This is a genomic window from Streptomyces sp. NBC_00414, assembly GCF_036038375.1.
In the GTDB taxonomy this organism is placed as follows: Bacteria; Actinomycetota; Actinomycetes; order Streptomycetales; family Streptomycetaceae; genus Streptomyces.
The window spans coordinates 437833-461502 of sequence record NZ_CP107935.1 but is presented as its reverse complement, the minus strand read 5'-3'; the positions used below and the strand labels follow the sequence as shown (position 1 = coordinate 461502).

The 23670-nt window shown below is 68.9% G+C and carries 24 protein-coding genes and 2 pseudogenes; 9 read left to right on the top strand and 17 right to left on the bottom strand.

Annotated elements, in window-relative coordinates:
• Positions 1-141: 141 nt before the first annotated feature.
• The 3 genes from OHS59_RS02170 to OHS59_RS02160 all read right to left on the bottom strand — a co-directional run bounded on the left by OHS59_RS02170 (position 142) and on the right by OHS59_RS02160 (position 2047).
• On the bottom strand, positions 142-798 hold the full coding sequence (locus OHS59_RS02170) for a uridine kinase family protein (protein WP_328491663.1): 657 nt from the start codon (positions 796-798) through the stop codon (positions 142-144).
• Positions 799-908: 110 nt separating this feature from the next.
• Entirely contained in the window at positions 909-1127 is a 219-nt protein-coding gene (locus OHS59_RS02165; RefSeq protein ID WP_328491662.1) for a hypothetical protein, read from the bottom strand.
• A 245-nt stretch (positions 1128-1372) separates the two neighbouring features.
• Positions 1373-2047, bottom strand: coding sequence for a type III effector protein (locus OHS59_RS02160; RefSeq protein WP_443061371.1), 675 nt, complete (start codon positions 2045-2047; stop codon positions 1373-1375).
• A 130-nt stretch (positions 2048-2177) separates the two neighbouring features.
• Between OHS59_RS02160 and OHS59_RS02155 the strand changes: the two genes are divergently transcribed.
• From OHS59_RS02155 to OHS59_RS02140, 4 genes are all read left to right on the top strand, one after another.
• A complete protein-coding gene (locus tag OHS59_RS02155; RefSeq protein ID WP_328491661.1) occupies positions 2178-2612 on the top strand; it encodes an Hsp20/alpha crystallin family protein in 435 nt (144 codons plus the stop codon).
• Positions 2613-2708: 96 nt separating this feature from the next.
• On the top strand, positions 2709-3143 hold the full coding sequence (locus OHS59_RS02150; protein ID WP_328491660.1) for a DUF2267 domain-containing protein: 435 nt from the start codon (positions 2709-2711) through the stop codon (positions 3141-3143).
• A 194-nt stretch (positions 3144-3337) separates the two neighbouring features.
• Positions 3338-4213 carry a SigB/SigF/SigG family RNA polymerase sigma factor gene (locus tag OHS59_RS02145; RefSeq protein WP_328491659.1) on the top strand — a complete coding sequence of 292 codons (876 nt, stop codon included), beginning with the start codon at positions 3338-3340 and terminating at the stop codon, positions 4211-4213.
• Positions 4214-4413: 200 nt separating this feature from the next.
• On the top strand, positions 4414-5325 hold the full coding sequence (locus OHS59_RS02140; protein WP_328491658.1) for a helix-turn-helix transcriptional regulator: 912 nt from the start codon (positions 4414-4416) through the stop codon (positions 5323-5325).
• Between the two features lie 96 nt (positions 5326-5421).
• On the opposite strand, the gene OHS59_RS02135 is transcribed toward OHS59_RS02140, so the two are convergent.
• The 9 genes and pseudogenes from OHS59_RS02135 to OHS59_RS02095 all read right to left on the bottom strand — a co-directional run bounded on the left by OHS59_RS02135 (position 5422) and on the right by OHS59_RS02095 (position 15005).
• The gene (locus tag OHS59_RS02135) at positions 5422-7626 is read right to left on the bottom strand and encodes a xanthine dehydrogenase family protein molybdopterin-binding subunit (protein ID WP_328491657.1); all 2205 of its coding nucleotides are present in this window, start codon (positions 7624-7626) and stop codon (positions 5422-5424) included.
• Positions 7623-8603, bottom strand: coding sequence for an FAD binding domain-containing protein (locus OHS59_RS02130; protein WP_328491656.1), 981 nt, complete (start codon positions 8601-8603; stop codon positions 7623-7625). Before OHS59_RS02130 ends, OHS59_RS02135 begins: the two co-directional genes overlap by 4 nt.
• Before the next feature lie 6 nt (positions 8604-8609).
• Entirely contained in the window at positions 8610-9254 is a 645-nt protein-coding gene (locus OHS59_RS02125) for a (2Fe-2S)-binding protein (protein WP_328491655.1), read from the bottom strand.
• Positions 9255-9574: 320 nt separating this feature from the next.
• Positions 9575-10201: a flavodoxin gene (locus tag OHS59_RS02120; protein ID WP_328491654.1), complete on the bottom strand. Its 627-nt coding sequence runs from the start codon at positions 10199-10201 to the stop codon at positions 9575-9577.
• A 226-nt stretch (positions 10202-10427) separates the two neighbouring features.
• The gene (locus OHS59_RS02115) at positions 10428-11279 is read right to left on the bottom strand and encodes an aldo/keto reductase (protein ID WP_328499014.1); all 852 of its coding nucleotides are present in this window, start codon (positions 11277-11279) and stop codon (positions 10428-10430) included.
• A 102-nt stretch (positions 11280-11381) separates the two neighbouring features.
• Positions 11382-11762: pseudogene (locus tag OHS59_RS02110) on the bottom strand (MFS transporter); the annotation flags it as partial.
• A 350-nt stretch (positions 11763-12112) separates the two neighbouring features.
• Positions 12113-12925, bottom strand: coding sequence for a leucine-rich repeat domain-containing protein (locus tag OHS59_RS02105; RefSeq protein ID WP_328491653.1), 813 nt, complete (start codon positions 12923-12925; stop codon positions 12113-12115).
• Positions 12926-12991: 66 nt separating this feature from the next.
• On the bottom strand, positions 12992-13738 hold the full coding sequence (locus tag OHS59_RS02100) for an SDR family oxidoreductase (RefSeq protein ID WP_328491652.1): 747 nt from the start codon (positions 13736-13738) through the stop codon (positions 12992-12994).
• 211 nt (positions 13739-13949) lie between these two features.
• Positions 13950-15005: an aldo/keto reductase gene (locus OHS59_RS02095; RefSeq protein WP_328491651.1), complete on the bottom strand. Its 1056-nt coding sequence runs from the start codon at positions 15003-15005 to the stop codon at positions 13950-13952.
• A 219-nt stretch (positions 15006-15224) separates the two neighbouring features.
• On the opposite strand from OHS59_RS02095, the gene OHS59_RS02090 reads away from it, so the two are divergent.
• From OHS59_RS02090 to OHS59_RS02080, 3 genes are all read left to right on the top strand, one after another.
• Positions 15225-16031: a MerR family transcriptional regulator gene (locus OHS59_RS02090; RefSeq protein WP_328491650.1), complete on the top strand. Its 807-nt coding sequence runs from the start codon at positions 15225-15227 to the stop codon at positions 16029-16031.
• Between the two features lie 945 nt (positions 16032-16976).
• Entirely contained in the window at positions 16977-17384 is a 408-nt protein-coding gene (locus OHS59_RS02085) for a hypothetical protein (protein ID WP_328491649.1), read from the top strand.
• 186 nt (positions 17385-17570) lie between these two features.
• Positions 17571-17921 (top strand): hypothetical protein, encoded by a 351-nt coding sequence (locus OHS59_RS02080; protein ID WP_328491648.1) that lies wholly within the window; start codon positions 17571-17573, stop codon positions 17919-17921.
• A gap of 43 nt (positions 17922-17964) precedes the next feature.
• Here the strand turns inward: OHS59_RS02080 and OHS59_RS02075 are convergent, their stop codons facing one another.
• Entirely contained in the window at positions 17965-18402 is a 438-nt protein-coding gene (locus tag OHS59_RS02075; protein WP_328491647.1) for a hypothetical protein, read from the bottom strand.
• A 151-nt stretch (positions 18403-18553) separates the two neighbouring features.
• Here OHS59_RS02075 and OHS59_RS02070 point away from each other — a divergent pair, with 151 nt between their 5' ends.
• Positions 18554-18784 (top strand): e9imm peptide, encoded by a 231-nt coding sequence (locus OHS59_RS02070; RefSeq protein ID WP_328491646.1) that lies wholly within the window; start codon positions 18554-18556, stop codon positions 18782-18784.
• 105 nt (positions 18785-18889) lie between these two features.
• Here the strand turns inward: OHS59_RS02070 and OHS59_RS02065 are convergent, their stop codons facing one another.
• The 3 genes and pseudogenes from OHS59_RS02065 to OHS59_RS02055 all read right to left on the bottom strand — a co-directional run bounded on the left by OHS59_RS02065 (position 18890) and on the right by OHS59_RS02055 (position 21109).
• Positions 18890-19459, bottom strand: coding sequence for a hypothetical protein (locus OHS59_RS02065; protein WP_328491645.1), 570 nt, complete (start codon positions 19457-19459; stop codon positions 18890-18892).
• Positions 19460-19520: 61 nt separating this feature from the next.
• Positions 19521-20433 (bottom strand): annotated as a pseudogene (locus OHS59_RS02060) (IS5 family transposase).
• A 40-nt stretch (positions 20434-20473) separates the two neighbouring features.
• Complete coding sequence (locus OHS59_RS02055) at positions 20474-21109, bottom strand: GNAT family N-acetyltransferase (protein ID WP_328491644.1); 636 nt, start codon at positions 21107-21109, stop codon at positions 20474-20476.
• 181 nt (positions 21110-21290) lie between these two features.
• Between OHS59_RS02055 and OHS59_RS02050 the strand changes: the two genes are divergently transcribed.
• Positions 21291-21971, top strand: a complete 681-nt coding sequence (locus OHS59_RS02050; protein ID WP_328491643.1) for a TetR/AcrR family transcriptional regulator — start codon at positions 21291-21293, stop codon at positions 21969-21971.
• A gap of 48 nt (positions 21972-22019) precedes the next feature.
• On the opposite strand, the gene OHS59_RS02045 is transcribed toward OHS59_RS02050, so the two are convergent.
• The gene (locus tag OHS59_RS02045; protein ID WP_328491642.1) at positions 22020-23627 is read right to left on the bottom strand and encodes an FAD-dependent oxidoreductase; all 1608 of its coding nucleotides are present in this window, start codon (positions 23625-23627) and stop codon (positions 22020-22022) included.
• Between the last annotated feature and the right edge of the window lie 43 nt (positions 23628-23670).

Below are 23670 nucleotides of genomic sequence, written 5' to 3'. Positions count from 1 at the left end.
CCACGCCGGGAGAGGGCCCACCCACCTGCGATCGTGGGCCCTCAACACGGTCAGCGGCGGGCCTCCCACGGTACGCGACGTGCCTCCGGACGGCATCGGCTATGACTTTCCCCGGCGTCTCCCTGGCTGAGGTGAGCCGGATCATGAACAGTGGCTGGTCGGCGGGGCGACGACCAGCTCCGTGTCAGGGGCGTGGTCGATCTGCGGAGGGCCGGCGACGATCATGGTGGCTCGGGCCCATGGCTGTTCGCGCAGCATGAACGGCAGTTCCTCCAGCAGCCAGTTCGCCACGTGCTTCAGCTGCTCGGGGGAGTCACCGTCGCGGGCGGTCAGCAGGCGTTCTTGCTCGTGGAGGTCACCCTGCATCCAGATCGAGGCGTCCAGCCAGGGGGCAAGCTCTTCGCGGATGATGCCGGTGCCCTCGACCCAGATGAAGTCGGCGCCGGCGGGGGCGGTGATCGATCCGGGCCGGTCGTGAGTGACCCACGCGCCGGGGCGGAAGTCCACCGCCTCACCTAGGTGCAGAGGGCGCAGAACGTTCTCGGCGAGTACTTCGCCCCAGTCGAAGCAGGCGTGGTTCCAGGCGATGTCGTCGGTGTGCACGATGGCGGAGTCGGGCACCGCCTGGCGCAGCCGCTCGGCCAGGGTCGTCTTGCCGGCGCCGCCGCGGCCGTCGATCGCGATCACCCGCGGACGTCCGGTGGCTTCGGGGGATGCGTCGCGCAGTTGCCGGACGACGTCGAGCACGGTCGCCACCCGCCAGCCGACGGCCTCGGTCTCGCCCGGACGCAGATGCATCGGAAGTCGTCTCCGCAGGTGGCCGCAGGTAGGGGCATCGGACCGGAGCCCGCTCGGAGCTCCGGCCCGGCTCGTCACCTGCCGCCTGCGGGCGGCATCCCCGACAGGGGTCAGTCTTCCTGTGACGTTGTCTTCCGCTTTTCGTGCGCGGCGGGCTGCTCCGGCTTGTCCTCTTCGTCGGTCACGTCAGCCGGGTCCGTGGGTTCGCTGTCCCACGCGACGGGCGGTGTCGGCACCGGGACCGTCTGCGGTGTGTCGGAACCGGGGCTGACGCTCGGCTGGGATCCGGGCGCGTGGGGCGTGTGCGAGTCGTCATCAGGCTTTGTCATACAGCCCATGTTCCCGCTCTTCCCGGACGAATGCCTGGCGGGACGGGTGCGCTGGTGAGAGCGGAGATCCTGCGGTTCGGCGGGGGCCGGTCGGTGGGTGCGGCACAGCTCGTGTCAGCCGCGATCCCTCCGCGGCGCGACCGAGGCCGCGGCTGTGACCGCTGCCGCTGAGCACAGAGTCGTTCCCTGCGCACTACGCCATGCGTGTCGTCACCCTGCCGCGGTTGCCCTGTCGGCTTCGGCTGTCAGGAGGTGGTGCCAGGGCGGTCGCTGCGGGCCCGGCGGAGCCGGGTGGTGTTGTGCGTGATGGCGTCGATACGGTCCGCGAGGTCGGGGTGATCGGCTCTGAGATGTGTGTGCGTTTCGGTCAGAGGGCCGATGAGGTGGGTGGCGTCGTCGGCCGCGAGGGCGTCGGCGAGGCGGGCCAGAGGAGCGCTCGCCTGGGCGGGAAGGTCCGTGAGGGCGGTGATCTGGCCCGCGAGCTGGCGTAGTTCGGTCGCGTTGGTCCGGGCCCAGGCGGAGACGGTGCGGTCGGCGGCGCGGTGGTCCCGGGTCGCCTGTACGCGCTGTTCGCCGGTGGAACCGGGCGTCCCGGGTCGTACACGCAGGTAGCGGCGCTCGGCTGCCTGGCGGCTGGCGACGCCGAGGGGGTGGGCGAGGTCCGCCCAGCTGGAGCCCGCGGCACGGGCTGCCTCGATCAGCCCCGGCTCCCATCCTGCGAGCTGCTCGCGCAGTTCACGCAACAGCAGGAGCGCGGCCAAGGCCTGGTCGGCGCCGGGCTGAGTGTCCTCCGGCAGCGGCTCCGTCCGCGAGGTCCGGACGGCCTCCTCGATCGCGTCGAGTGCTGCCCTGGCGGCGAGGAACGCGGCGGGGTCACGGGAGTCGGGGGAAGGGGGCATGAGCATCCTCTCGGCCGTCATCCTTGGGATGACATCTCCAATGTCGCCCTGTGGATGACACTCCAGTTGTCATCGTTTGGATGACATGCTACAACGGTGTCAGACGAAGCGCATTGGCAGTTACTGCCAGACCTGTGGAGGTGTTTTCGCGATGTTGATGCGCACTGACCCGTTCCGCGAACTCGACCGGCTCGCTCAGCAGCTGACGGGTGTCACGGGCACCTGGTCCAGGCCCTCGGTGATGCCGATGGACGCCTACAGGGAGGGTGAGGAGTACGTGATCGCTCTCGACCTGCCCGGTGTGGCGAAGGACGCGGTCGAGGTCGATGTCGAGCGGAACATGCTCACAGTCAAGGCCGAGCGCCGCCCGGTCGTGGGGGCCGAGGACGTACAGATGGAGCTCTCCGAGCGGCCCGTCGGCGTCTACTCGCGTCAGCTGGTGCTGGCGGACACCCTCGACACCGAGCGCATCACAGCCGACTACGAGGCAGGGGTGCTGACCCTGCGCATCCCGATCGCCGAGCGCGCCAAGCCGCGCAAGGTCGCGATCGGCGGAGGGTCCGGGCACCAGCAGATCCGCGGCTGAGGGACCTTCGAAGAACAGCGGGGCCGACCAGGGCCCACCAGGTCGGCCCACCCCACCGGCACAACGCCCGACGGGCGAGAAAGGCGACATTCTCCGATGATTCAGCTGCGTGAACCGGCTCCCGCTCGGCCCGGCACGACGTTTCACCGGATGCTGGAGAGGATCCGGTACGAGGGCGCGTACCCGACCAGGGAGCGGGCTGAGGAAGTCACGCATGCCGTGCTGGCGGCGCTGGGCCGTCAGCTCACCGGCGAGGAGCGAACCCAACTCGCCGCCTGCCTCCCGGCCGAGGCGGCCCTCGTCCTCACCGGCCAGGACCCCGACCCCCGACCGCTCACGGGCTGGGGCTTCGTCAAGGATCTCGCCGGCCGCACGGGAGGCACGCCGGCCACCACACGCTGGGACACCGGAGCCGTCCTCGCCGCCGTCGGAGACCTCGCCGGTCCCGTCCTCCTGGACCGCGTCCTCGCCCAGCTCCCGCCCGGATACGCGCTGCTCTTCGGGCGCGCGGAACTCATCCAGGCCGCCTGACCTTCGCAGGTCGCGGCCGAGCGGGGAGCGGGACCGGCAACGGCCCGCGTCGTAGCCTCGTCGCCCTTACCGGTACTCGGGTGAAGACCGCGGGTGTACGAGTCCGTTCCCTGGGTACGCACGGGCAGGATCGAAACGGCAGCCGGGCTGAACGCACCAGGACAACCAGGCTCAAGGCACAAGGAGCGAGACCCATGACCATCGTGACGGCGCAGGAACAGACCCGGTCCGGCGTCCGGGCCACCCGGGTGGAGCAGGACCTCGTCGAGCGCGCGTACGCGGCCCCTTCCTCCATCGCGCCCAGGGACGCGAGGGAAGTAGGCAAGCGGTTCTTCGACCGTCTCACGCAGCTCGAAGAGGGCACGCACGAGTACCAGTACGTGCGCAACTGCCTGATAGAGATGAACCTCTCCCTCGTGCAGTACGCGGCCTCGCGGTTCAAGCACCGCGGCCCGCAGGAGATGGAGGACATCGTCCAGGTCGGCACCATCGGCCTGATCAAGGCGATCGACCGCTTCGAACTGTCCCGCGAGGTCGAGTTCACGTCCTTCGCCGTTCCCTACATCACCGGCGAGATCAAGCGGTTCTTCCGCGACACGAGCTGGGCCGTACACGTTCCGCGCCGCCTTCAGGAAGCACGGCTGGAACTGTCCAAGGCCACCGAGGAGTTGCGCACCCGTCTGGGGCGGTCTCCCTCGACGGCGGAGCTCGCGGAGCTGATGCAGCTGGAGCCCTCCGAGGTCGCCCAGGCGCAGATGGCGTCCAACGGCTACAACGCCGCCTCGCTGGACGCCGCCGTGATGAACCAGGACGAGGAGTCCGAGACCGCGCTCGCCGACTTCATCGGCTTCGAGGAGAACTCCTACGACCTCATCGACAACTTCCACTCTCTGGCCCCGCTGGTCGCCGGACTCGACGAGCGTGACCGCAGGCTGATCCACCTCCGCTTCGTCGACGAGCTCACCCAGCAGCAGATCGCCGACGAACTGGGCTACTCGCAGATGCACGTGTCGCGGCTGATCACCCGCGTCCTCGGCAAGCTCCGCGCCGGCCTGCTGGCCACCGACTAGGCCTGTCCGGCCGATCATGTACGGAGCCAGAGGGTGAGGGCCGCGGCGGTGGCGCCGCCGAGGCAGACGTAACGACGCTTGTCGAAGCCGGGTGGCCGCCCGCCGCGTGATCGTTCGCGCAGGCGGGTGGCCTGGCTGTCGGTGCAGCCGGCCGATCCCGTACAGGCCGGTTGTGGGCGGTGGCTGTCACACTGAGGGGTGTGGCGAGCGAGCAGCAGGAAAGAAGCAGCGGAACCGAACTGGGGCGCTTTCTGCGCGCCCGCCGAACGGAGGTCACCCCGGAAGAGGCAGGCCTCAAGGCGGGCCCGGGACTGCGCCGGACGCCGGGGCTGCGGCGGGAGGAGCTGGCCACCCTCGCCGGGGTGAGCATCGACTACTACGCCCGCTTGGAGCGTGGCAGGGAGAGCCACCCCAGCCCTGCCGTCCTGGATGCCCTGGCACGTGCGTTGCGCCTCGGGGAAGCCGAGCACAGGCACCTGCACGACCTTGGTGTGAGTGCCGCCCGCAGACCGCCGGCGAACCGGAGTGTGCCCAGCCGCACCGTGGATCCCGGTACCGAACTGCTGCTGGAGCAGCTGCGTCCCTTCCCCTCTCGTGTGCTCAGCCGCACCCTGGACCTGCTCGCCTGCAACCCGGGCGGTCTACGGACGTTGGCCGGAATCGAAGGCTGGCCCATCGAGCAGCGCAACATCGCGAGGTACGTCTTCCTCCACCCCACGGCCCGTGAGCTGTTCCCGGACCGGGAAGAGGTGACGCGTGGCTGTGTCGCCCGGTTGCGTGCTCTCACGGGCATCGACCCCGACGCCCCCGACCTCGCCGAGCTCGTCGACGAACTGCTCCTCAAGAGCACGGAGTTCGCACAGCTGTGGGAGTCCTACGACGTGAACGCGTTCGCCCAGGGGAGCAAGACCCTGCAGCACCCTGCGGTCGGCCTTCTCACGCTCCGCTTCCAGTCCATGCTGATCGAAGGCACCCCGGGACACCGCATGGTGACGTACTACGCCTTGCCCGGCACTCCCGATTACGACGCACTGGTCCTCCTCGACCGGACGGAGCAGGCGGACCGGACGGACCGGACGGGCCAGGCAGACGAGACGGACCGCGGCCGATAGGTGCGTAAGGCCGGCGGGCCGGCGGGCCGACCGTACCGTTCGTGTCCGGGTCGATCCGCCCGCGGCGCGGCGGTGCCCCGCAGCCCGGGGCGAGGCTCAGAGCAGTGACTCGGCGGTGATGGGCAGGTCGCGGACCCGTCGGCCGGTGGCGTGGAAGACCGCGTTGGCGATGGCGGGTGCCACACCGACCAGGACGACCTCGCCGAGGCCCTTGACGCCGAGAGGATCGGCCTCGTCGTCCCGGCCGTCGACATAGAGCGCCTTGAGATCGACGACGTCGGCGTTGACCGGGACCAGATAGTCGGCCAGGTTGGCGTTGACGATCCGTCCGTCGCGGTGGTCGGTGACCGTGTGCTCCAGCAGGGCCATACCGATACCGCCGACCATGGCTCCGATGGCCTGGCTGTCGGCCAGCGTGGGGCTGATGATGCGGCCCGCGTCGAAGACACCGAGCATCCGCCGCACCCGGACCAGACCGAGAAGGGCGTCGACGGCCACCTCGGCGAACACCGCGCCGTAGGCGTACATGGACGACCGGGACTGCCCCGGAGTCCACGAGCCGAGGGCTTCGAGACGGGTACGGTCGTTGCGGGTGAGGAGCTGCCGGTAGGTCTCGCCTCGCGCGGGGTCGTCCCGCAGGTGCAGGCGTCCTCCTCGTACGACGACGGCGGCCGGGTCGGCGCCGGACAGGGGGGAGTCCTCGTCCTCGACGGCCAGCCGGATCGCCTGCTGCCGCACTGTGCCGCAGCCGTTCTGGACGATGGAACCGACGCTGGCCATGGTCAACGAGCCACCGTGGAGGGGTGCCGTGGGCATGTCCGTGTCGCCGAGCCGGAAGGTCACGTTGCGGACCGTGAGGCCCAGGGCGTCGGCGGCGACCTGGGTCATGGAGGTGTACGTGCCGGGCCCCATGTCGCTCGTCGAGGACTCGATCAGGGCGGTGCCGTCGGCGTCCAGCCGGACACTGGCCTGACCGGGGGCCCGCAGGGTGTCGTAGACCGCGGTGGCCATGCCGGTGCCGACGAGCCAGTCGCCCTCGCGGGTGGAGCGGGGCCGGGGATCGCGGCCGCTCCAGCCGAACTCGCGGGCGCCGACCGTGTAGCACTCGCGCAGCCTGCGGGTGGAGAACGGCCGCCCGCCGGCCTGGTCGTTCTCGGGCTCGTTGAGTCGGCGCAGCTCGATCGGGTCGATGCCCAGCTCGTGGGCGAGTTCGTCCATCGCGCTCTCGATGGGGAAGGCGGCGGTGGAATATCCCGGGCCGCGCATCGGGGTCGGGGTGTTCACGTCCAGCGCCACCGTCCGGTACGTCTGGGAGACGTTGGGCGTGGTGTAGAGCATCTGTCCGGGGGCGAGGACGCCGCGCTCCGAGAACCTCTCGTAGCGGGAGGTCTCGCCGCGCAGGTCGTGGGTCATCGCGGTGAGCCGCCCGCGCCGGTCGCTGCCGAGGCGCACCTTGTACTCGTACGTCGGCCGGTAGCCCACCCCGAAGTACAACTGCCGCCGCGTCAGGACGAGTTTGACGGGGCGGCCCGCCTCGCGGGCGGCGAGGGCCGCGATGGTGATGTGCGGCCAGGCCCGGGCGGCGTTGCCGAACGCGCCGCCGACGAAGGGGGAGATGACTCGGACGGACTCCGCGGGTATGCCGAAGTTGGCGGCGAGTTCGGCCCGCGGGCTCTGCACCCACTGGGTCTTGTCCCACAGGGTGAGCCGGTCGCCCTCCCATCGGGCGACGGTGGCGTGCAGCTCCATCGCGTTGTGGTGGTTGCGGGCGGGCCGGTAGGTCATCTCCAGCCGTACGGCGGCCGATCGGAGAGCGGCCTCGGCGTCGCCGCGCGTGTAGGTGACGGGTTCGCCCGTCGCCGGGGCGTCGCTCAGGTCCGTCGCGGACGGCTCCACGTCGTAGTCGATGTCCACCAGACCCGCCGCGTGCTGCGCGGCCTCCAGGGTGGTGGCGACGACGACGGCGACGGGCTGGCCGTGGAAGCGGACCTGGTCGTCCTGGAAGACGCGCAGCCGCTCACCCGGCAGGTTCAGTGAGCCCGGATTGGGCCCGTACGGCAGCCTGGGGGCGTTGCGGTGGTGGATCACCTTCAGCACGCCGGGGTGTGCCTCGGCGGCGGCGGTGCCGATGCCGGTGATCCGGCCACGGGCGATGCTGCTGTCGACCACGACGGCGTGCACCACCCCCTCGGGGCCGTCGGGCTCCTGGTCGGCGGCGTACTTCGCCTGGCCGGTCACCTTCAGGCGTCCGTCCACCCGGGAGAGCGGTGCGCCGACGGCTGCCTGCGGCTGAGGGCTCATGCGATGTCTCCTACGATGCGCAGCTGGCGTTCGACGGTCCGCTGGAGCAGTTCGACCTTGAAGCGGTTGTGCGTGAGAGGGCGCGCCCCCTCCGTGGCCGACGCGGCGGCCCGGGCCCAGAGCCGGTCGGAGGGGCGCTCACCGATGAGGACTTCCTCGACGGCGGGCAGTTTCCACGGGACGGTGCCCACTCCTCCGGCGGCCACCTTGGCCTCGCGGATCACGCCGCCGCGGACGTGCAGGGCGACAGCGGCGGAGGTGAGGGCGAACTCGTAGGACTGGCGGTCACGGACCTTGAGGTAGCCGGACTTCAGCGGGCGCGGGTACGCGGGTATTTCCACAGCGGTGATCAATTCGCCCTGTCGCAGGGCCTGTTCGCGGTTCGGCGAGTCTCCGGGCCGGAGCAGGAAGTCCGCGAAGGGCACCGCTCGCTGCCCGTCCGGGCCCAGCAGACGCACGTGGGCTTCCAGGGCGGCGAAGGCGACGGCCACGTCGGAGGGGTGGGCGGCCACACAGTCGTCGGAGGTTCCCAGGATCGCGTGGGTGCGGTTGAAGCCTTCCCGGGCCGCGCAACCCGTGCCCGGTTGCCGCTTGTTGCAGGCGGCGGTCACATCACGGAAATACGTGCAGCGGGTGCGCTGCATGATGTTGCCGCCGATGGTGGCCATGTTCCGCAGCTGGGCGGAAGCGCTCAGCTCCAGGGCCTGTGCGACGACCGGGTACAGGGTGCGCACCTTGCGGTGGGCGGCGGCGTCGGTCATGGTCACCAACGCGCCGACGCGCAGCCCGCCGCGCTCGGTGACGGTGACCTCCCGCAGGGGCAGGCGACTGATGTCGACCAGGGTGTCGGGGCGTTCGACGGTCTCACGCATGAGGTCGACCAGCGTCGTGCCGCCGGCGATGTAACGCCCGCCGCGCCGACCGGCTTCAAGAGCCTCACGTGTGCTGGGCGCCGTGGTGAAGGAGAAGGGATACATCGCCACTCACTTCCGGCCCGTGGCCTGCTGGACCGCGCGCACGATCTTCACGTAACAGCCGCAGCGGCAGATGTTGCCGCTCATCGATTCGCGGATCTCCGCCGCGGAGCCGGTGTGTCCTTCCTTGACGCAGCCGACGCCGGACATGATCTGACCGGGGGTGCAGTAGCCGCACTGGAAGGCGTCCTGGTCGATGAACGCCTGCTGCAGCGGATGCAGGCGCTCGCCCCTGGCCAGCCCTTCGATGGTGGTGACCTCGGCTCCGTCCAGGCGTACGGCCAGAGTGAGGCAGGAGTTGACCCGGAGCCCGTCGACCAGGACCGTGCACGCCCCGCAGGCGCCGGCGTTGCAGCCCTTCTTCGAGCCCGTCAGGCCGAGGTGCTCGCGCAGCAGGTCGAGGAGCGAGGTGCGGTTGTCGACCGTGACGGTGCGCCGCTCGCCGTTGACGGTCAACGAGACGCGGCTGCTGGGCGATGCCTCGGCGGCAGCGGCCTCCTCGGCACCGAGCAGCCCCGGACCGGCGACCAGGCCACCTGCCGCGATGACCCCGCCGGCCGCGGTGGTGGTGGCGATGAAGGTACGGCGCGACGGTGCCGACGGGGGCCTGGTGGTGGGAGGAGGCGCGGCCGACTCGGGAGTTTCGGTAGACATGCTCACTCTCTCGACACGAGGAATGTGGGGGACTTGCTGATCGGCGTGAGCTCAGGACGGAGATACACCGTGGCCCGTGGGGCAGGTGGCGTTCGTCCAGCCTGGTGGGTCAACTGGCCCTGTGGGAGGGCGGGTTGTGCCGCGGAACAGCCAGCCAGGTTGTGACAGGGCCCCTCTCTCACCTGTCCCACGGGCCACGGCGCTGCCAGACTGGATCGTTTGAGCGGATCGGTCCCGCAGCGCTGAACGGATCACTTCCGCAGCGCTGAGCGGGTCACCTGCGCAGTGCGGAGCGGGCCGGTTCCGCAGTGCTGAGCGGGTCAGTCCCGGAGAGCGCCGATGCGCCGCAGCCAGGACCGGACCTCGGCATCGGCCTCCCGGACCTTCTCGCCCTGCACCGCGAGCCCTTCCCCGATGGTCGCGCCCGGGCAGGACCGCGCGTAGTCGCGCTCGGTGGTGCCCAGCCCGCTCATCGCGTAGGTCGTGACCGGGTGGATTGTCCTGCCGCGGAAGTCGTACCTCTCGGCGAAGGTCGACATGATCATGGGGGCTCGCAGGTTCCAGATCGGGCCGGCCAGCAGCACGGTGTCGTAACGGTCGATCGAGGACGGGGGATCGACGACGGCCGGCCGCGCGTCGGCCTCCTGCTCGCGGACATTGCGCGCGACCGTCTCGTCGTAGTCGTCGGAATACGGATCGACGGCCTCGATGCGGTGTACGTCGCACGCGATGCGCTCGCTGATCATCCCGGCGAGCACTTCGGTGTTCCCGGTCCTGAGATTCCTGCGCCCGCCGTAGTAATAGTTCTCGCCGGGCCGGGAGAAGTAGGCCAGCAGGACGCGCTTCCCGGGGGAGGCCGTCGCGGCCGGTCGCCCGCTGGACTTCGGAGTCGGCCCCGCCCCGTCCGACTGCGACGGCGAGCAGCCGCTGATCTGGGCACCGGTCATGAAAGCCACTCCTCCCAGAAGTACGCCGCCAAGGACTGAACGTCGTCCCGGAGGCACGGGGCTGCCCTCCCCGGTGCCGAGCGCACCGGTTGTCACCCGCCGCTCCCGTGAAGGGAACGGACGGCGTCGGGATCCGCCGGTCGCGCCGACCACGAGTGCATCGGTGATGTGGTGGTTCTGGGACATGATCGGACCCCGGTCCGTGAAGTGGGTGTCGTCCGCCGGGTCAGCCGTCGAGGCGCCGCGCGCTGAGCCAGCTGACCATCTCCGGGTCGTGGTGGTCGAAGAACAGCGTCCTCCCGGTGTCCAGGGTGGCGATGGCCGCCATCTGGTCGTCGGTGAGTTCGAAGTCGAAGATGTCGAGGTTCTCCGCCATGCGCTCGGCACGGACGGACTTGGGGATCGCGACGACCTCGCGCTGGGTCAGCCAGCGGAGCACGACCTGTGCCACGGACTTCCCGTGCTTCTCGCCGATACCGCTCAGGACGGGGTGGGTGAAGATGTTGTTCTTGCCCTCGGCGAACCCGCCCCACGACTGGATCTGAACCCCGTGCTCGCGCATCAGTTCCTGGTCGGCGGTCCGCTGGAAGAAGGGGTGCGTCTCGATCTGGTTGACCGCGGGAGTGACCTCGTTGTTGATGACGAGGTCGAGGAGCCGGTCGGGGTAGAAGTTGGCGACTCCGATCGCCTTGCTCCGGCCCTCGCGGTGCAGCGCCTCCATGGCACGCCACTGGCCGTACACGTCCCCGTAGGGCTGGTGCATCAGGTACAGGTCGACGTAGTCCAGGCCGAGCTTGTTCAGCGACGTGTCGAAGGCGCGCTTCGTGTTCTCCTCGGCGGGAGCGCCCTGGACGTACAGCTTGGTGGTGACGAACAGATCCGTCCGCGGAATGCCGCTGTTCTTGATCGCGTGGCCGACGGCTTCCTCGTTCTGGTACGCGGCGGCCGTGTCGAGCAGCCGGTATCCGGCGGCCAGGGCCTCGGTGACGGCCCGCTCGGTCTGCTCCGGCGGGATCTGGTAGACGCCGAATCCGAGGATCGGCATCTCGACGCCGTTGTTGAGGGTGACGGTCTGCATGAGGTCTTCCTTTGGTGCGGGGTGGGACGAACGGGGAGGGCGAGCGGGTGACCGATCAGCGGGCGGTCGGTCAGCGGGCGGTGGGCCGGGGGCTCCCCTCGGTGGCTCGGGTGTCGGCTCCGGACGCCGGGTCTGCGCAGTGACCGGCGTACGCAACAGCACGATGGCCAGGACGCTCACCGCCACGGGCACCGCGGCGATCAGCGAACTGGTGCGCGGGCCGGAGACGCATCGGGCCCGGTCGGCGACCAACGCTCCGAAGACGGCGACGGCCAGGGCACCACCGAGCTGACGGGACGCACTCAGCACACCACCGGCGACGCCGGTCCGCTCGGCGGGCGTCTTCTCCAGCAGCAGTGCCGTCATCGCGGTCACCGCCACCGCGCTACCGGCGCTGACAGACACCATCAGCACCACCGACAGCCACACCGGCGCGTCGGTGGGCACCGCCACCATCGCGAGCAGATCCGCGACCGCCTCCACCGCGGCGGGCCGACCACACCGGACTGGACCGATGCGGGCAGGGCGGACGTGGACAAGGGGTTGTCTCCTGGACGGGGGAAGGCTTGGTGCTGACAGCTACCGAGCCTCGCGCGTTTCCGCACCAGGTGGCAGGGCGAGTTGTGCAGGGGAGCGGCGTTCAGTGGTGTGACAGGGCCCCCCACACGCCCGCCGCGCAGGTCAGAGACGTTCCCATCCCTCGACCTGCGCGCCGACGCGCCAACGCGGGACCGCGCCCACCGGCCCGGGGAAAAGCGATCAGATCGCTCGCCGACATGCGAAAGGCCGGGTCCAGGGGCGACCGCCCATCACGCTGCGACATACCGGCTGGGTCAATCCCAGTCGGACTCCGGCTGCTCGACCCGGCCACCCTGGTGCGGCGTGGGGATGGAGCCCTGGGAGCCGACGGGCAGTGCGGTGACACACTCCGTCGAACAGGCGTTGACCAGCAGAGGGAGCACATCGGTGGCCACACGCAGTGACATCCACACTTGATGCAGTCCGCCCGGTGCGACCGGGCGGTCGCAGACGCTGCACCTGTGGATGGCCGTAGCGCCCCAGCGCCGCGGATCCAGGTTTCCCGGGTCGAGTCCCGCGACGGGGCCCGAGGCCGTTGGAAGCCGCGGGAAGAATGGTCGCAGCTTGTAGTTGCCGAACAACGCGCGCGTGCTCACCGTGCTGCGGTTCAGCTTGCGGCATCGAGTGATCTCGTAGGGGAACCAGTGCAGCCGGTAGGAGGTGTAAGGGGTGAACTCCTCCAGACTGCTCATGGCCCCGATCTCGGGCGGGATCCGGACCAGGTTGCTGCCGTAGAGCACCAGGTGCTTGACGGTGGTGAGCCTGGCGATGCTCGGCGGCAGGGTGACGATCTGTCGCCGCTCTTGGGGGCTGAGCTCGACCAGAGGGCGGAACTCTTCGCGTCCGTCGGCCGCGGCCTCCTCGACCAGGTCCAGCAGGTGCTGCCAGCCTGGCGCGGAGGTGTCCTGCCGTTCGGAGTGGAACCCGACCCGGGCCCGCGGGCGCGGCCTGGACTGGTCGAAGCACGAGCATGCGTCCGCCCTCGGGTGCCCTCCCGCACCCGCCGCTTGGCCCGACGTGTCGCCCCAGCGGTTCACGTGGGGCTGCGGCGCTCCCTCATCCGTCATGGCGCCAAGATACGGACGGTGTCGTGAACCCTCACAGCGAATATGCGGACGTCGGACCACCGGGGGTCAATTCTGTGCGGTGGGGCGCACCACGATCTCGCTCACGTCCACGCTCGCGGGCTGCGCGATGGCGTAGCCGACCGCCTCGGCGCTCGCGGAGGCCGGCAGACCGATCTGTTGCGTTGCGGCACGTACCGCGTCCTGCACCTCGGCGGCCCCGCCGTGGTCGGCCAGCTCCGACTGGGTGAAACCGGGGCAGACGACGGTGACGCGGACGTCGGAGTTCTCCTGCCGCAGTCCCTCCGACAGGGCGCGTACGGCGTACTTGGTGGCGCAGTACACGGCGGCCGACGGGTCCACCCGCAGCGCCGACGTGGAGGCGATGTTGACGATGTGCCCGCTCGCGCGCTCCAGCATCGACGGCAGTACCGCGGCGATCCCGTGCAGCACACCCCGCAGGTTCACGTCGATCATCTGGTCCCACTCGGCCACGTGCAGCGCCGACATCGGCGCGAGCGGCATCACGCCCGCGTGGTTGACCAGCACGTCGATGCGTTCGTGCCGCGCGAGGGCGCCTTCCGTGAAGCGGGTCATGCTCGCGCGGTCCGTGACGTCCAGTTCCGTGTACTCGGCGCTGTATCCGGCCGCCTCCAACTCGTTGACGAGCAGGGCCAATCGGTCTGTCCGGCGGGCGCCGAGAACCACGTGATGGCCGGCGGCGGCCAGGTGGCGGGCCGTGGCCTCGCCGATCCCGCTGGACGCCCCGGTGATCAGAACGATCTTGCGGTTGGTACGGGTGACAGAGGCGTTCATGAAGGGCCTTCCTCAGAAGAATCTTTCGCCGGCCTGTGCCGACGAGATGAGTCTTCGTCCTGAGGGAGGGAGCAGGAAGGCCGTGCGAAGGGGAGTGCGCTACACCCCCTAGCCCTGTCGTACGGGAACAGACTTCGTGGGGCGTGACCGGACGGTCGAGCGCTGCCGACGCGTCCGGTGATCAGGCCTTCAGGTGATCACGATCAGGTGATCAGGCGATCGGGGTGAGGGGGCCGGTGAACCGGCTCGCGTCACCGCCCAGGAGGCTTTCGCGGATCATGTTGTTGATCCCGTGGGGGACGCCCGGTTCGACGGCGCTGACCTGGTCGAGCCTGGTGTACTGCTCATCGGTGAGCGTCACGTCGAGGGCGCCGAGGTAGTCGTCCAACTGGGCCAGGGTGCGTGGCCCGACGATCGGGATGAGGGTCGCGGCGGATCGCGTACCCCGTTCACGCAGCCAGGCCATGGACACCTGTGCGGCGTTCGCGCCCGTCTCCTCGGCCACCGCCAGGACGGCGTCGATGACAGCGGTGCGCTGATGGGTGGATTCCGGGGTCACGAACCGGCTGGGGTCGGTCGCCCGGCCCTCGCCTCCGGTGCGGTACTTGCCGGTCAGCAGTCCGCCGGACAGCGGTGACCACAGGTTCACGGCCAGCCCGAGCGCTTCGGCCATCGGCAGCAGCTCGCGCTCGGCGGTCCGCTCGACGAGGCTGTACTCCGTCTGGATACCGACGATCGGCGCCCAGCCGCGCAGATCAGCCAGGGTCGCCGCGGCCGAGACCTGCCACGCCGGGAAGTTCGAGAGCGCGACGTGATGGACCTTCCCGGAGCTCACCAGGTCGTCCATCCCGCGCACAATCTCGTCGATCGGTGTGACGCCGTCGGGGAAGTGGACCCACAGCAGGTCCAGGTAGTCCGTGCGCAGCCGCTTCAGGCTCGCCTCCACCGACGAGACGAGGTTCTTCCGGCCGCTGCCCGTCAGCGAGACATGCGGCTGAGCGGCGTCGCTCGCGCCGTACTTCGTCGAGACGACGAAGTGTTCGCGATCGGTACCCAGCAGCTCACCGAGGATCGCCTCGGACTCTCCCGCCTGGTACATGCCCGCCGTGTCGAGGAACGTGCCGCCGGCCTCGGCGAAGCGGTCGAAGATCACGCGGGCGTCGGCGCCGTTCGTCCCGCTGGCCCAGGTCGTCCCGAAGTTCCCCGTACCGAGGGCGTACTCGGAGACCCGCAGGCCCGATCGTCGCCCGAATGTCGTGTAGCGCATGAAGCTCTTCTCCTGAATGGACCGAACAGATGGATCGCCGTGAGGCGGTCCCGCTTCATCCGACGGTTGACCTTCCTGTAGGGGGAAGGTCAAATCTTGGCCCGGTGACCGTGACGCAACAGACCTGGATCGGTCACTCCGGTCACTGCCTCGGGCCAGGGCGCGCCGCCCTTACCCTTGGGTCCCCGAGTTCCGCAGGATGTTCGCGAAGGAGAAGACGTGACGGCACGCCTCACCATCGGGGAGTTCGCCTTCATGACGCATCTGAGCAAGAAGGCGCTGCGGTACTACCACGAGGTCGGCCTGCTGGAGCCGGCTCATACCGACCCGCACACCGGATACCGGCACTACGGCACCGACCAGGTCGCCCAGGCACAGATCATCCGGTGCTACCGTGGGCTGGACATGCCGTTGCCGGACGTGAAGGCGGTGCTGGGGGCCGAGAGCACGGAGGACCGAAACGCGATCGTCGCCGCGCATCTGACACGCATGGAGGACCAGCTCCGCGAGACCAGCAGAGCCGTCCAGACACTGCGTGAACTCCTGACCGAGAAGACCACGGACATCGATGTCGAGTTCCGCACACTGCCCCGCGCACGGGTGTGGGCCATGACCGAGATGATCGAGCTGAGCGACTACTACACGTGGTACGCCGACGCTCTGCAGGAGATCCGTGCGGCCCTGGCCCGTGTCGGACAGGCCCCGCTCGGCCCGCTGGGCGGGCTCACCACGCGAGAGCTGTTCACCGACGACACGGGCAGGGCTACGCTCTTCGTCCCCACGGACCTGCCGGTGCCGGCCGGCACCCGGCTGGTGGAGAGCCACCTGCCGACCGCCCGCTACGCCATCGCGGTGCACAGCGGTGACCGCGCCGGCTCGGACGTGACGTGCGGCGCCCTGGGCAGCTACGTCACGGAGCGGCACATCGGTGTGTCGGGGCCGGTCCGCGAGCACTACATGTCGATGGACGGCGCCAGCCCCTCGACCACCGAAATCTGCTGGCCCGTCATGGCGGACGCTCAGTAGGGCGGGCTCATCGACCGGACATCAGCTCGGCCATGGCAGCACGGAGAGCCCAGGCCACTGGCTCCTCCACCGCAGTGCCTTGGCGGTCACGTACCAACCGGGCAGGTCCAGCGTCGCGGTTCTGGCCAGCACATCCGTCAGGACCTCATTGCGGGAGAGGACCGTCCGCAGGACGTCCAGCTGCTCATCCAGGGGGAGTCGACCAATCACTGGTTCGCGAGGCGCGGACGTGGGGATCCATGAGTTGCAGTCCACTTCCTGTGGCGCGTCGGCGTCGGCTCACGCCAACAGGGCTCGCTCGCGGCGGAGTTCGAATCCACGCGGACCTGCTTCCGGGGCAGACGATCCAGGTGGAGCCTGCTGCGAAGCCTGCACGACGCCAACGCGGCCATCGCGGCCATCGCGGTGCAGGAGCGCGCTGAACTGCCTGGCGTCACCGAACAGGCCACCGCCTCCTGCCGGGCCTTCATCTGACCGAGTGGCGGCCCTGTTGTGAGGATGGCTGACTGGTCAAGAGGTTGAAGAAGAACTTCCCCATAGCCGTCGCCGAGCGGCGGTCGGGCTTGGAGGCCGGAGTCCGGAGAGGTGCTGTCGCGGATCATGGCTCAGAGGACGTCGAGGCGTCGGCGGCCAGTGGCGGCGCGCGAGAGTGCACGCTGACTGAACGTCTGTGCACGGATCCATAACGACAGATCCCGGTGGCGGCGCGCATTCTCTAAGCGGGAACGGCGAATGGAACGCTGCTTTGGCGATGCCAAAGGACGGCGAGGACCGTTCAGGTCATGGTCCTCAGCCGTTGTGGAGGGAAATCTCTGCCACCGCGCCTTCTGCTCAAGGGCATCGAGGGGGCAACAGCCCGCGGCGAGGCACTGATCGGCGTGGCGGGACGAGGCCCGCCGCAAACACGATCCCTGTCAGCCATCGCATCGCATTCAAGGAGAAATCATGAATCAAGCAAGGAAATGGCCTCACCGTGCGGCACTCTTAGCGGCGACGGTGATAGCCGCCGGTGTGCTGCCGCTGTCAAGCGCCGGAACAGCGGCAGCGGCGCCGACCAACACCGTCCTGAACACGGGCACTATCTCCATCGGCGCACTCAGGAACGTGACTTCTCCTCCTCCCGGGCGCCCCTACGACGATCTGATTCCCCCCGGGCAGTACTCGGGGTACCCGTTCACCGGGGGTGTCTACGTCGGACCGGACCACTGCCTGCGGATTCGTCGCGTGTTGAGCGGTGGGGGTACTTCTGATCCCAGGATCGTGCAGGGACCAAAGACCGAACCGCTTTCCAGCGGCATCAATTACGAGATCCGGGGTCTGGCGAAGACCAATTCCCTCTGCCGCAACCTGTAGAGTCCCACCCGGTCATCGGGTCATCCGGTCACCCGAGTACGTGAGGGTGAAAGGGCCGGAATGACGAGTTGAGCGACTGCTGCGGCCCGGCTGTGACATCACCAGCCGGGCCGCAGTCACTCGAAGCAGCCGCTGATCTCAGAACCTGCCGGCGTCGGCCGTGCTGCTGCCTGCGACGATTCGCCTGTGAGTTACGACCTTGCTGTGTGGGACGGCGACCGTCCAGCCGACAACGACCAAGCGGGCTCCGTCTACGACGAGCTGTACGAGCGCTATCTGGAGTCGGAAGATGTCGTCGTGCCTCCGGCTCCGCGCGTCGTGGCCTACGTGGACGCTCTCGTCGCGCGGTACCCGGACGATCCCGACAGCAGTGTCGTATGGGCGTCCCCGCCGGTCATGGAGGAGGCATCGGGCCCGATCGTGTACCTGCCCATGTCCTACGGCCATGCTGAGGAAGTGTCCGAGTACGCGGCTGCGCTGGCTCGCGAGCACGGACTTGTCTGCTTCGACCCGCAAGGAGAATGCCTCCGGCCGTGAGCTGCCCTTTCTCATCGTCCCCAAGGCCTACGCCGTGGCCCGCCTACGCCGTCCAGCAGTACAGGCGGTGCTCCCGCCCGCGGAAGCCGTGAGCAAGCCCGGCCAGATCGTTCAGGATCTGGGTCGCGATCTCCGGGGCGAACACTTCGCCGTCCGCCGCTCGCTCCCGTACCCACAACTGGCTGACTTCGATGATCCGGGACCGGTCGGCAGCGGCAAGTGCGTCCTGAAGGGCTGTAGAGGCGACGAGGAGCACCGGGCCCTCGCCATCGTCAGGATCTGCGACGACTTCGGGCTCATCAACAGCGATGAGCTCATCGAAGCTCCGACCGGTGAAGATGCCTTCCCACTCGATCAACGCCTCTTCGACGTCGAAGTTGCCGAACGACAGCGACTCGAAAGTCCCGTCGGGGCCGCCATCCACGACCGCGGCCGCTGCTCTGTGACTCGGTGCCACGAAGAACTTGATGATGATGCTCACCGAGGCATGATGCCTGCTCGACCGAACTTGGTCCATCTGCTGTCAGCGCGCAGACCGTAGCCTGTAGCCCGTAAATCGCAGACTGCGCTCAGGTAGATCGCCAGCACCCCGGCTCATGCTGTTCATTACGCTGGTGCCGAGGGAGGGTGTGATGAGTGCCGTAGAGATGAGCCGGGCTGAAGCCGTCACGCTGGTGCAGCGGATCATGGATGCGGACCATGCATCCGAGGATGAGGTGGACGGGTGGCTGGACAGGCTTGACAGAGCCCTGGCCTGCCCGTCCGGCCACGTCAGTGGCCTGATCTTCTGGCCGCCAGAGCGCGAGCTCTCTGCCGACGAGGTGGTCGATCAGGCTTTGGCCTATCGGGCGATCGCGTGGTGACACACGCCCTTCAGGTGCACTGAAAGACTTGTCGACTAGGAGTTGTCCGGCCGATCATGTGACAGAGGCAGATAGAGACGGCGGTATTGCCTGTTTGCGGAGGGGTTACAGGTACGCCGACTCCACCCTGCCTGTGAACCGGCCGCCTACTTGATTGGCGAGCCAATGGACGCGGGCTGTCTGGTCACCGTTCCGGTTCCGGGCGTGCACGTGGACGGTGTGGTCCTGCGACGGCTCATCCTGGTAGAAGTCCCGGGAATTCACTGTCAGCGTGAGGTATGCGTACTTCTGCGAGATCGCCTCCAGGCCCGCTTCGGGAACCGCAGGCCACGCGTCTAGATCCCACCGAACAGCCGCGGGATCTGACCCCAGAGCGGCGATGAAGGGCTCGGCGAGGTCTAGCGGACGACCCCAGTCGAACACTTGGATCGGCAGGCAGTCTGCAGGGTTGTCGCCGGCCTCCGACGAGCCGTGCTCCTTGCCAGCCGACGCCCACCATTCGAGGTCGGGCAGTACGTGACGTACTTGTGCCAGGACATCCGGCGACCTGATCACGGCTTCGAGGTCGACCTCTCCCTGACCGATGTCTGCGATGTCCAGCAAGGCGCGCACCGCACGTATCGCTTCAGGCAGGTCGGCGGTTGTGAGGACAGCAGCCGCAGCAGAGTTACTCATCCCGGAACCATAAGACGGCACTCACAGACGGGCCGAGCGGTTTTGACCTGCCTCGCAGTTATCAGGACCGGAGCCATATTGCAAGTGACGCTACGGTGACGGTGCCAAGGAAGACGTAACCGCGTTTGTCGTACCGCGTGGCCACCGCTCGCGACTGCTTGAGTCGGTTGATCGCCCGTTCCACCGTGTTGCGTTTCTTGTAACGCTCTTCATCGAAGCCGGGTGGCCGTCCACCGCGTGAACCTTTGCGCAGGCGGGCGGCCTGGCTGTCGCTCTTCTCCGGGATCGTGTGCCGGATGTCCCGGCGCCTCAGGTACTCGCGGCACGGGCCGTTGCTGTAGCCCTTGTCGGCCGTGATGCTGTCGGGCTTCGTGTGAGGCGGGCCCGGACCGACCCGCGGAACGCGGATCTTTGCGAGCACTGTCTGGAACTGAGTGCAATCTGCCCGCTGCCCCGCAGTGACAACCAGGGATAGCGGGCGACAGCGGCCGTCGGCGCTCAGGTGGAGCTTGCTGGTGAACCCGCCCCGCGAACGGCCCAGGCCCTCACCTCCTGCACCACCTCCACCAGGCGGGAAAGAAGGCTTCGCCAGGGAGTTTCGCCCTGGTGTTCTGCTGCTTCGGCCCCCTTTGACGCGGGTGCCGGTGGCGGATCGATGCGGGCACCGGCCGCGTGCTGGTGAGCCCGCACGATGGTGGAGTCGACCGCGACGTCCCAGTCGATCTCGCCAGCTGCGTCGGCGGCGGCCTGGGCCTGCTGCAGCAGACGTTCCCACGTGCCGTCGGCCGACCACAGCCGGTGGCGTTCGTAGACGGTCTTCCAGGGGCCGAACCGCTCGGGAAGATCCCGCCACTGCACTCCGTCCCAACTCGGTGCAGAATCCCGTCGATCACCTGCCGATGATCCCGCCATCGGCCACAACGTCCGTTACTGACCGGCAGGAACGGACGCAGCCGTTCCCACTCGGCATCCATCAAGTCACCCCGCCCCACGCCTGAGACAACGAGCCAGCAATCAGCAGGTCACATGATCAGGCGGACAACTCCTAGCGGACGAGGTGGTGAGAAGACCGTCCCGTGCGGGGTGGTACGGGAGCGCGGACGGCAGTCCGAGGTCCCCAGGCAGCAGAGCACCGACCCACGTATCCCGCAGGGTCTTGTCGCTGGTCTGCGCCGCACGCAGGATGCCCTCCATGACGAAGCCGGCCTTGTGCGCCACAGCCCACGAGCCGCGGTTGCCCGCCTCCGCCCGCCACTCCAGACGCTGGACACCGCGGTCGGCGAAGGACCACCTCGCCAGGGCGAGTACAGCCTCGGTGGCATAGCCTTCTCCTCGGTGCTGAGCCACCGTCCAGTACCCGATTCCCCATGTCTCGGCGTGCCGGTGGATGTTGACGGACGCCACCAGGGCCGCACCGTCCCGGTTGGCATCCCGTTTCTCGACCGCGAAGTGGTACATCGTGTCGTCGCGCCAGCCACGCGGCACCAGCTCTCCCAGGTAGAAGGCGGCGTGCCGGCGTTCGTAAGGCGTCGGAAGGTCCGTCCACCGCTGGATTTCCGGATCCTGGCACGCGGCAAACACCGCGTCCTCGTCGCTGAGATCATGGGGGCGCAACAGCAGACGCCGTGTCGTCAGGGATACGGGTTCCATGGGCGGTGATTCTGCTGGCTGAGCACTCGCGAGGCCATCGATTTGTGACAGCCATGCCTACGGCGCTGACGGTCACATCACGCACGGCCGACGACGTGGCGGAAGACGCGCAGGACGGTGCCGTGCTCGAAGCCGGCCACTCGGGCGCCGTGTCCGTCCGCGACGCCGATATTGTGGCGAGATGGCTGACAGAACGGACGGCGAGCCGCAGATCGACGGGCGCTCCACCCGCTGGGACGACCACAAGGCGCAACGACAGGTCGACCTGGTGGACGCGGCGGTGACCCTCATCGAGGAGGAGGGCACGCGTTTCGGGCTGCAGCGGCTGGCAGAGCGTGTGGGGCTGCCGCGGTCGGTGCTCTACCGGCACTTCAAGGACCGGGCCACGCTTGACGAGTTGATCCGCCGGCGGGTCGTGGAGTCGTTCATGCGGCGCATAGAGCCCACTCTCCTCTTCGAAGGGACCATCGAAGAAGCCGTGCGACGTGTGGTGGGCGCGCACCTGGACTGGGTGGCCCAGCATCCGCGCTTGTACGCCTACATGGGTGTCGGTGAACATGCGATGGGGGACGGATCGCTGGTGGCGGACACCAAGACCGCCATCGCGCTGATGCTCGGCGAGCGGTTCGGGGACGTACTCAAAGCACTCGGGGTGCCGGAGGCGCCGATCCGTTCGGTGGCGGTCGGTGTCGTGGGCCTCGTGGACACCTGCGTTAACCAGTGGGTACGCGATGACCAGCGCGAGCTGTCCGAGGACGAGCTGCGCGAGATGCTCTGCCGCTCGGTCTGGGCGGTCTTGGACGCGACACTGCGAGACCTGGGCCTCGAACTGTCGCCCCAGCAGCGGGTGGCGGATCTGTAGAAGGCTCGAGCGTGCTCCCCGGGCCCTGGGTCCCGGGCCTCGTGGTTGTCAGCCGCGTACCGCCGAAGCGGCTTGCCCGGCTCGGCGCAACGACTCGGTGTCCGTGAACTTGACGCGCGGGCGGCCCTGCTCCTCGCCCGCCGCTCGTTCCGCGCGGTCTATCGCATACCAGGCGTCCACTCCCAGAGCGCCCGCCGTCATGCCGACGCCGCTTACCGGCTGCGTGAGGCGACCGGCGGCGAAGTCGTCCAGAAGGGACTCGACCGTCTCGTGGGCGCAGGTTTTGTTCGTACCTATGAAGCCGGTGGGTCCGCGCTTGATCCAGCCCGCGACATAGACGCCGGGTTCGACCCTGCCGCCCTCGTGGGGGACGGTCGCGCTGTCCTCGTCGAAGGGCAGGCCGGGGACGGGCCGGGCGCGGTAGCCGACGGAGCGCAGGACCAGCCCGGTTTCGAGGGTCTGTGTGTCGCCGGTGGGCAGGGCGCGTACGGTGCCGTCCTCGTCGGTGTGCAGGGCGGTGGTGGTGATCTCGATGGCTCGTACGGAGGCCTCGCCGGTGAGCCGTGCCGGACTGGCCAGGAAACGCAGCACGATACGGCGGCGGCCGTGTACCGGTGATCGCGCGGCCAGTTGTGCCAGCAGCCGGGTCTTGTCGGTGGCTTCGGGCTGCAGGTCTTCGGGCCAGCCTTCGACGCTCACGTCCACGTCCTTGAGGGTGGAGAGCGCGAGGAGTTCGGGCAGGGTGAACGCCGCTTGGGCGGGGCCGCGCCGGCCCAGGAGGACGACCTCCCGGATCTTGCTGCTGCGGAGGGCGGCGAGCGCGCGGTCGGAGATGTCGGTACGGGCCAGGACATCGGGGTCGGCGGTGAGGATGCGGGCGACGTCGAGGGCGACGTTGCCGTTGCCGATGACGACGGCTCGCTCGGTGTCCAGGGTGTGGTCGTCGTGCGCGCGGTCGGGGTGACCGTTGTACCAGCCGACGAAGTCCGTCGCGGAGACGCTGCCTCGCAGCTCCTCGCCCTCGATGCCGAGGCGCTTGTCGGTCGCGGCGCCGACGGCGTAGATCACCGCGTGATGCTCGCGCAGGAGGTCGGTATGGGTGAGGTGGGTGCCGACCTCGACGCCGAGTCGGTAGGTGAAGCCGGGCTGGGACTCGATGGTCCGGAAGAGCTCGGTGACCTGCTTGGTGTCCTGGTGGTCCGGTGCGACGCCGGCCCGTGCGAGGCCGTACGGGGTCGGGAGCCGGTCGTAGACGGTGACGCGCACGCCTGGGTGGCGCAGGAGTTCGTCGGCGGCGAAGAGGCCGGCGGGGCCGGCGCCGATGACGGCGACGGACAACTCGCCTGCGGGGAGGCTGCGTTGTCTGGGTACGACGTACATGGGCGTACGGTCGTCGTGCGGGTTCTGCTTGTAGTAGGCGGCGTTCAGTTCCAGGAACGGCAACTCGCCCTCGCCGAGGGCCGTATGGGGCTTGAGTGCGTCAACCGGGCAGGCCGTGGTGCAGGCGCCGCAGTCCACACAGGTGCGTGGGTCGACGTACAGCATCTCGGTGGTCCCGAAGCCGGGCTCCCCGGGCGCGGGGTGGATGCAGTTGACCGGGCAGGCCAGCACGCAGGAGGCGTCGGCGCAGCAGGATCGGGTGACGACGTACGGCACGGCGGGCTGGTCTCCGTTCGGGGAAAGGCGGTGTGGAGCCGGC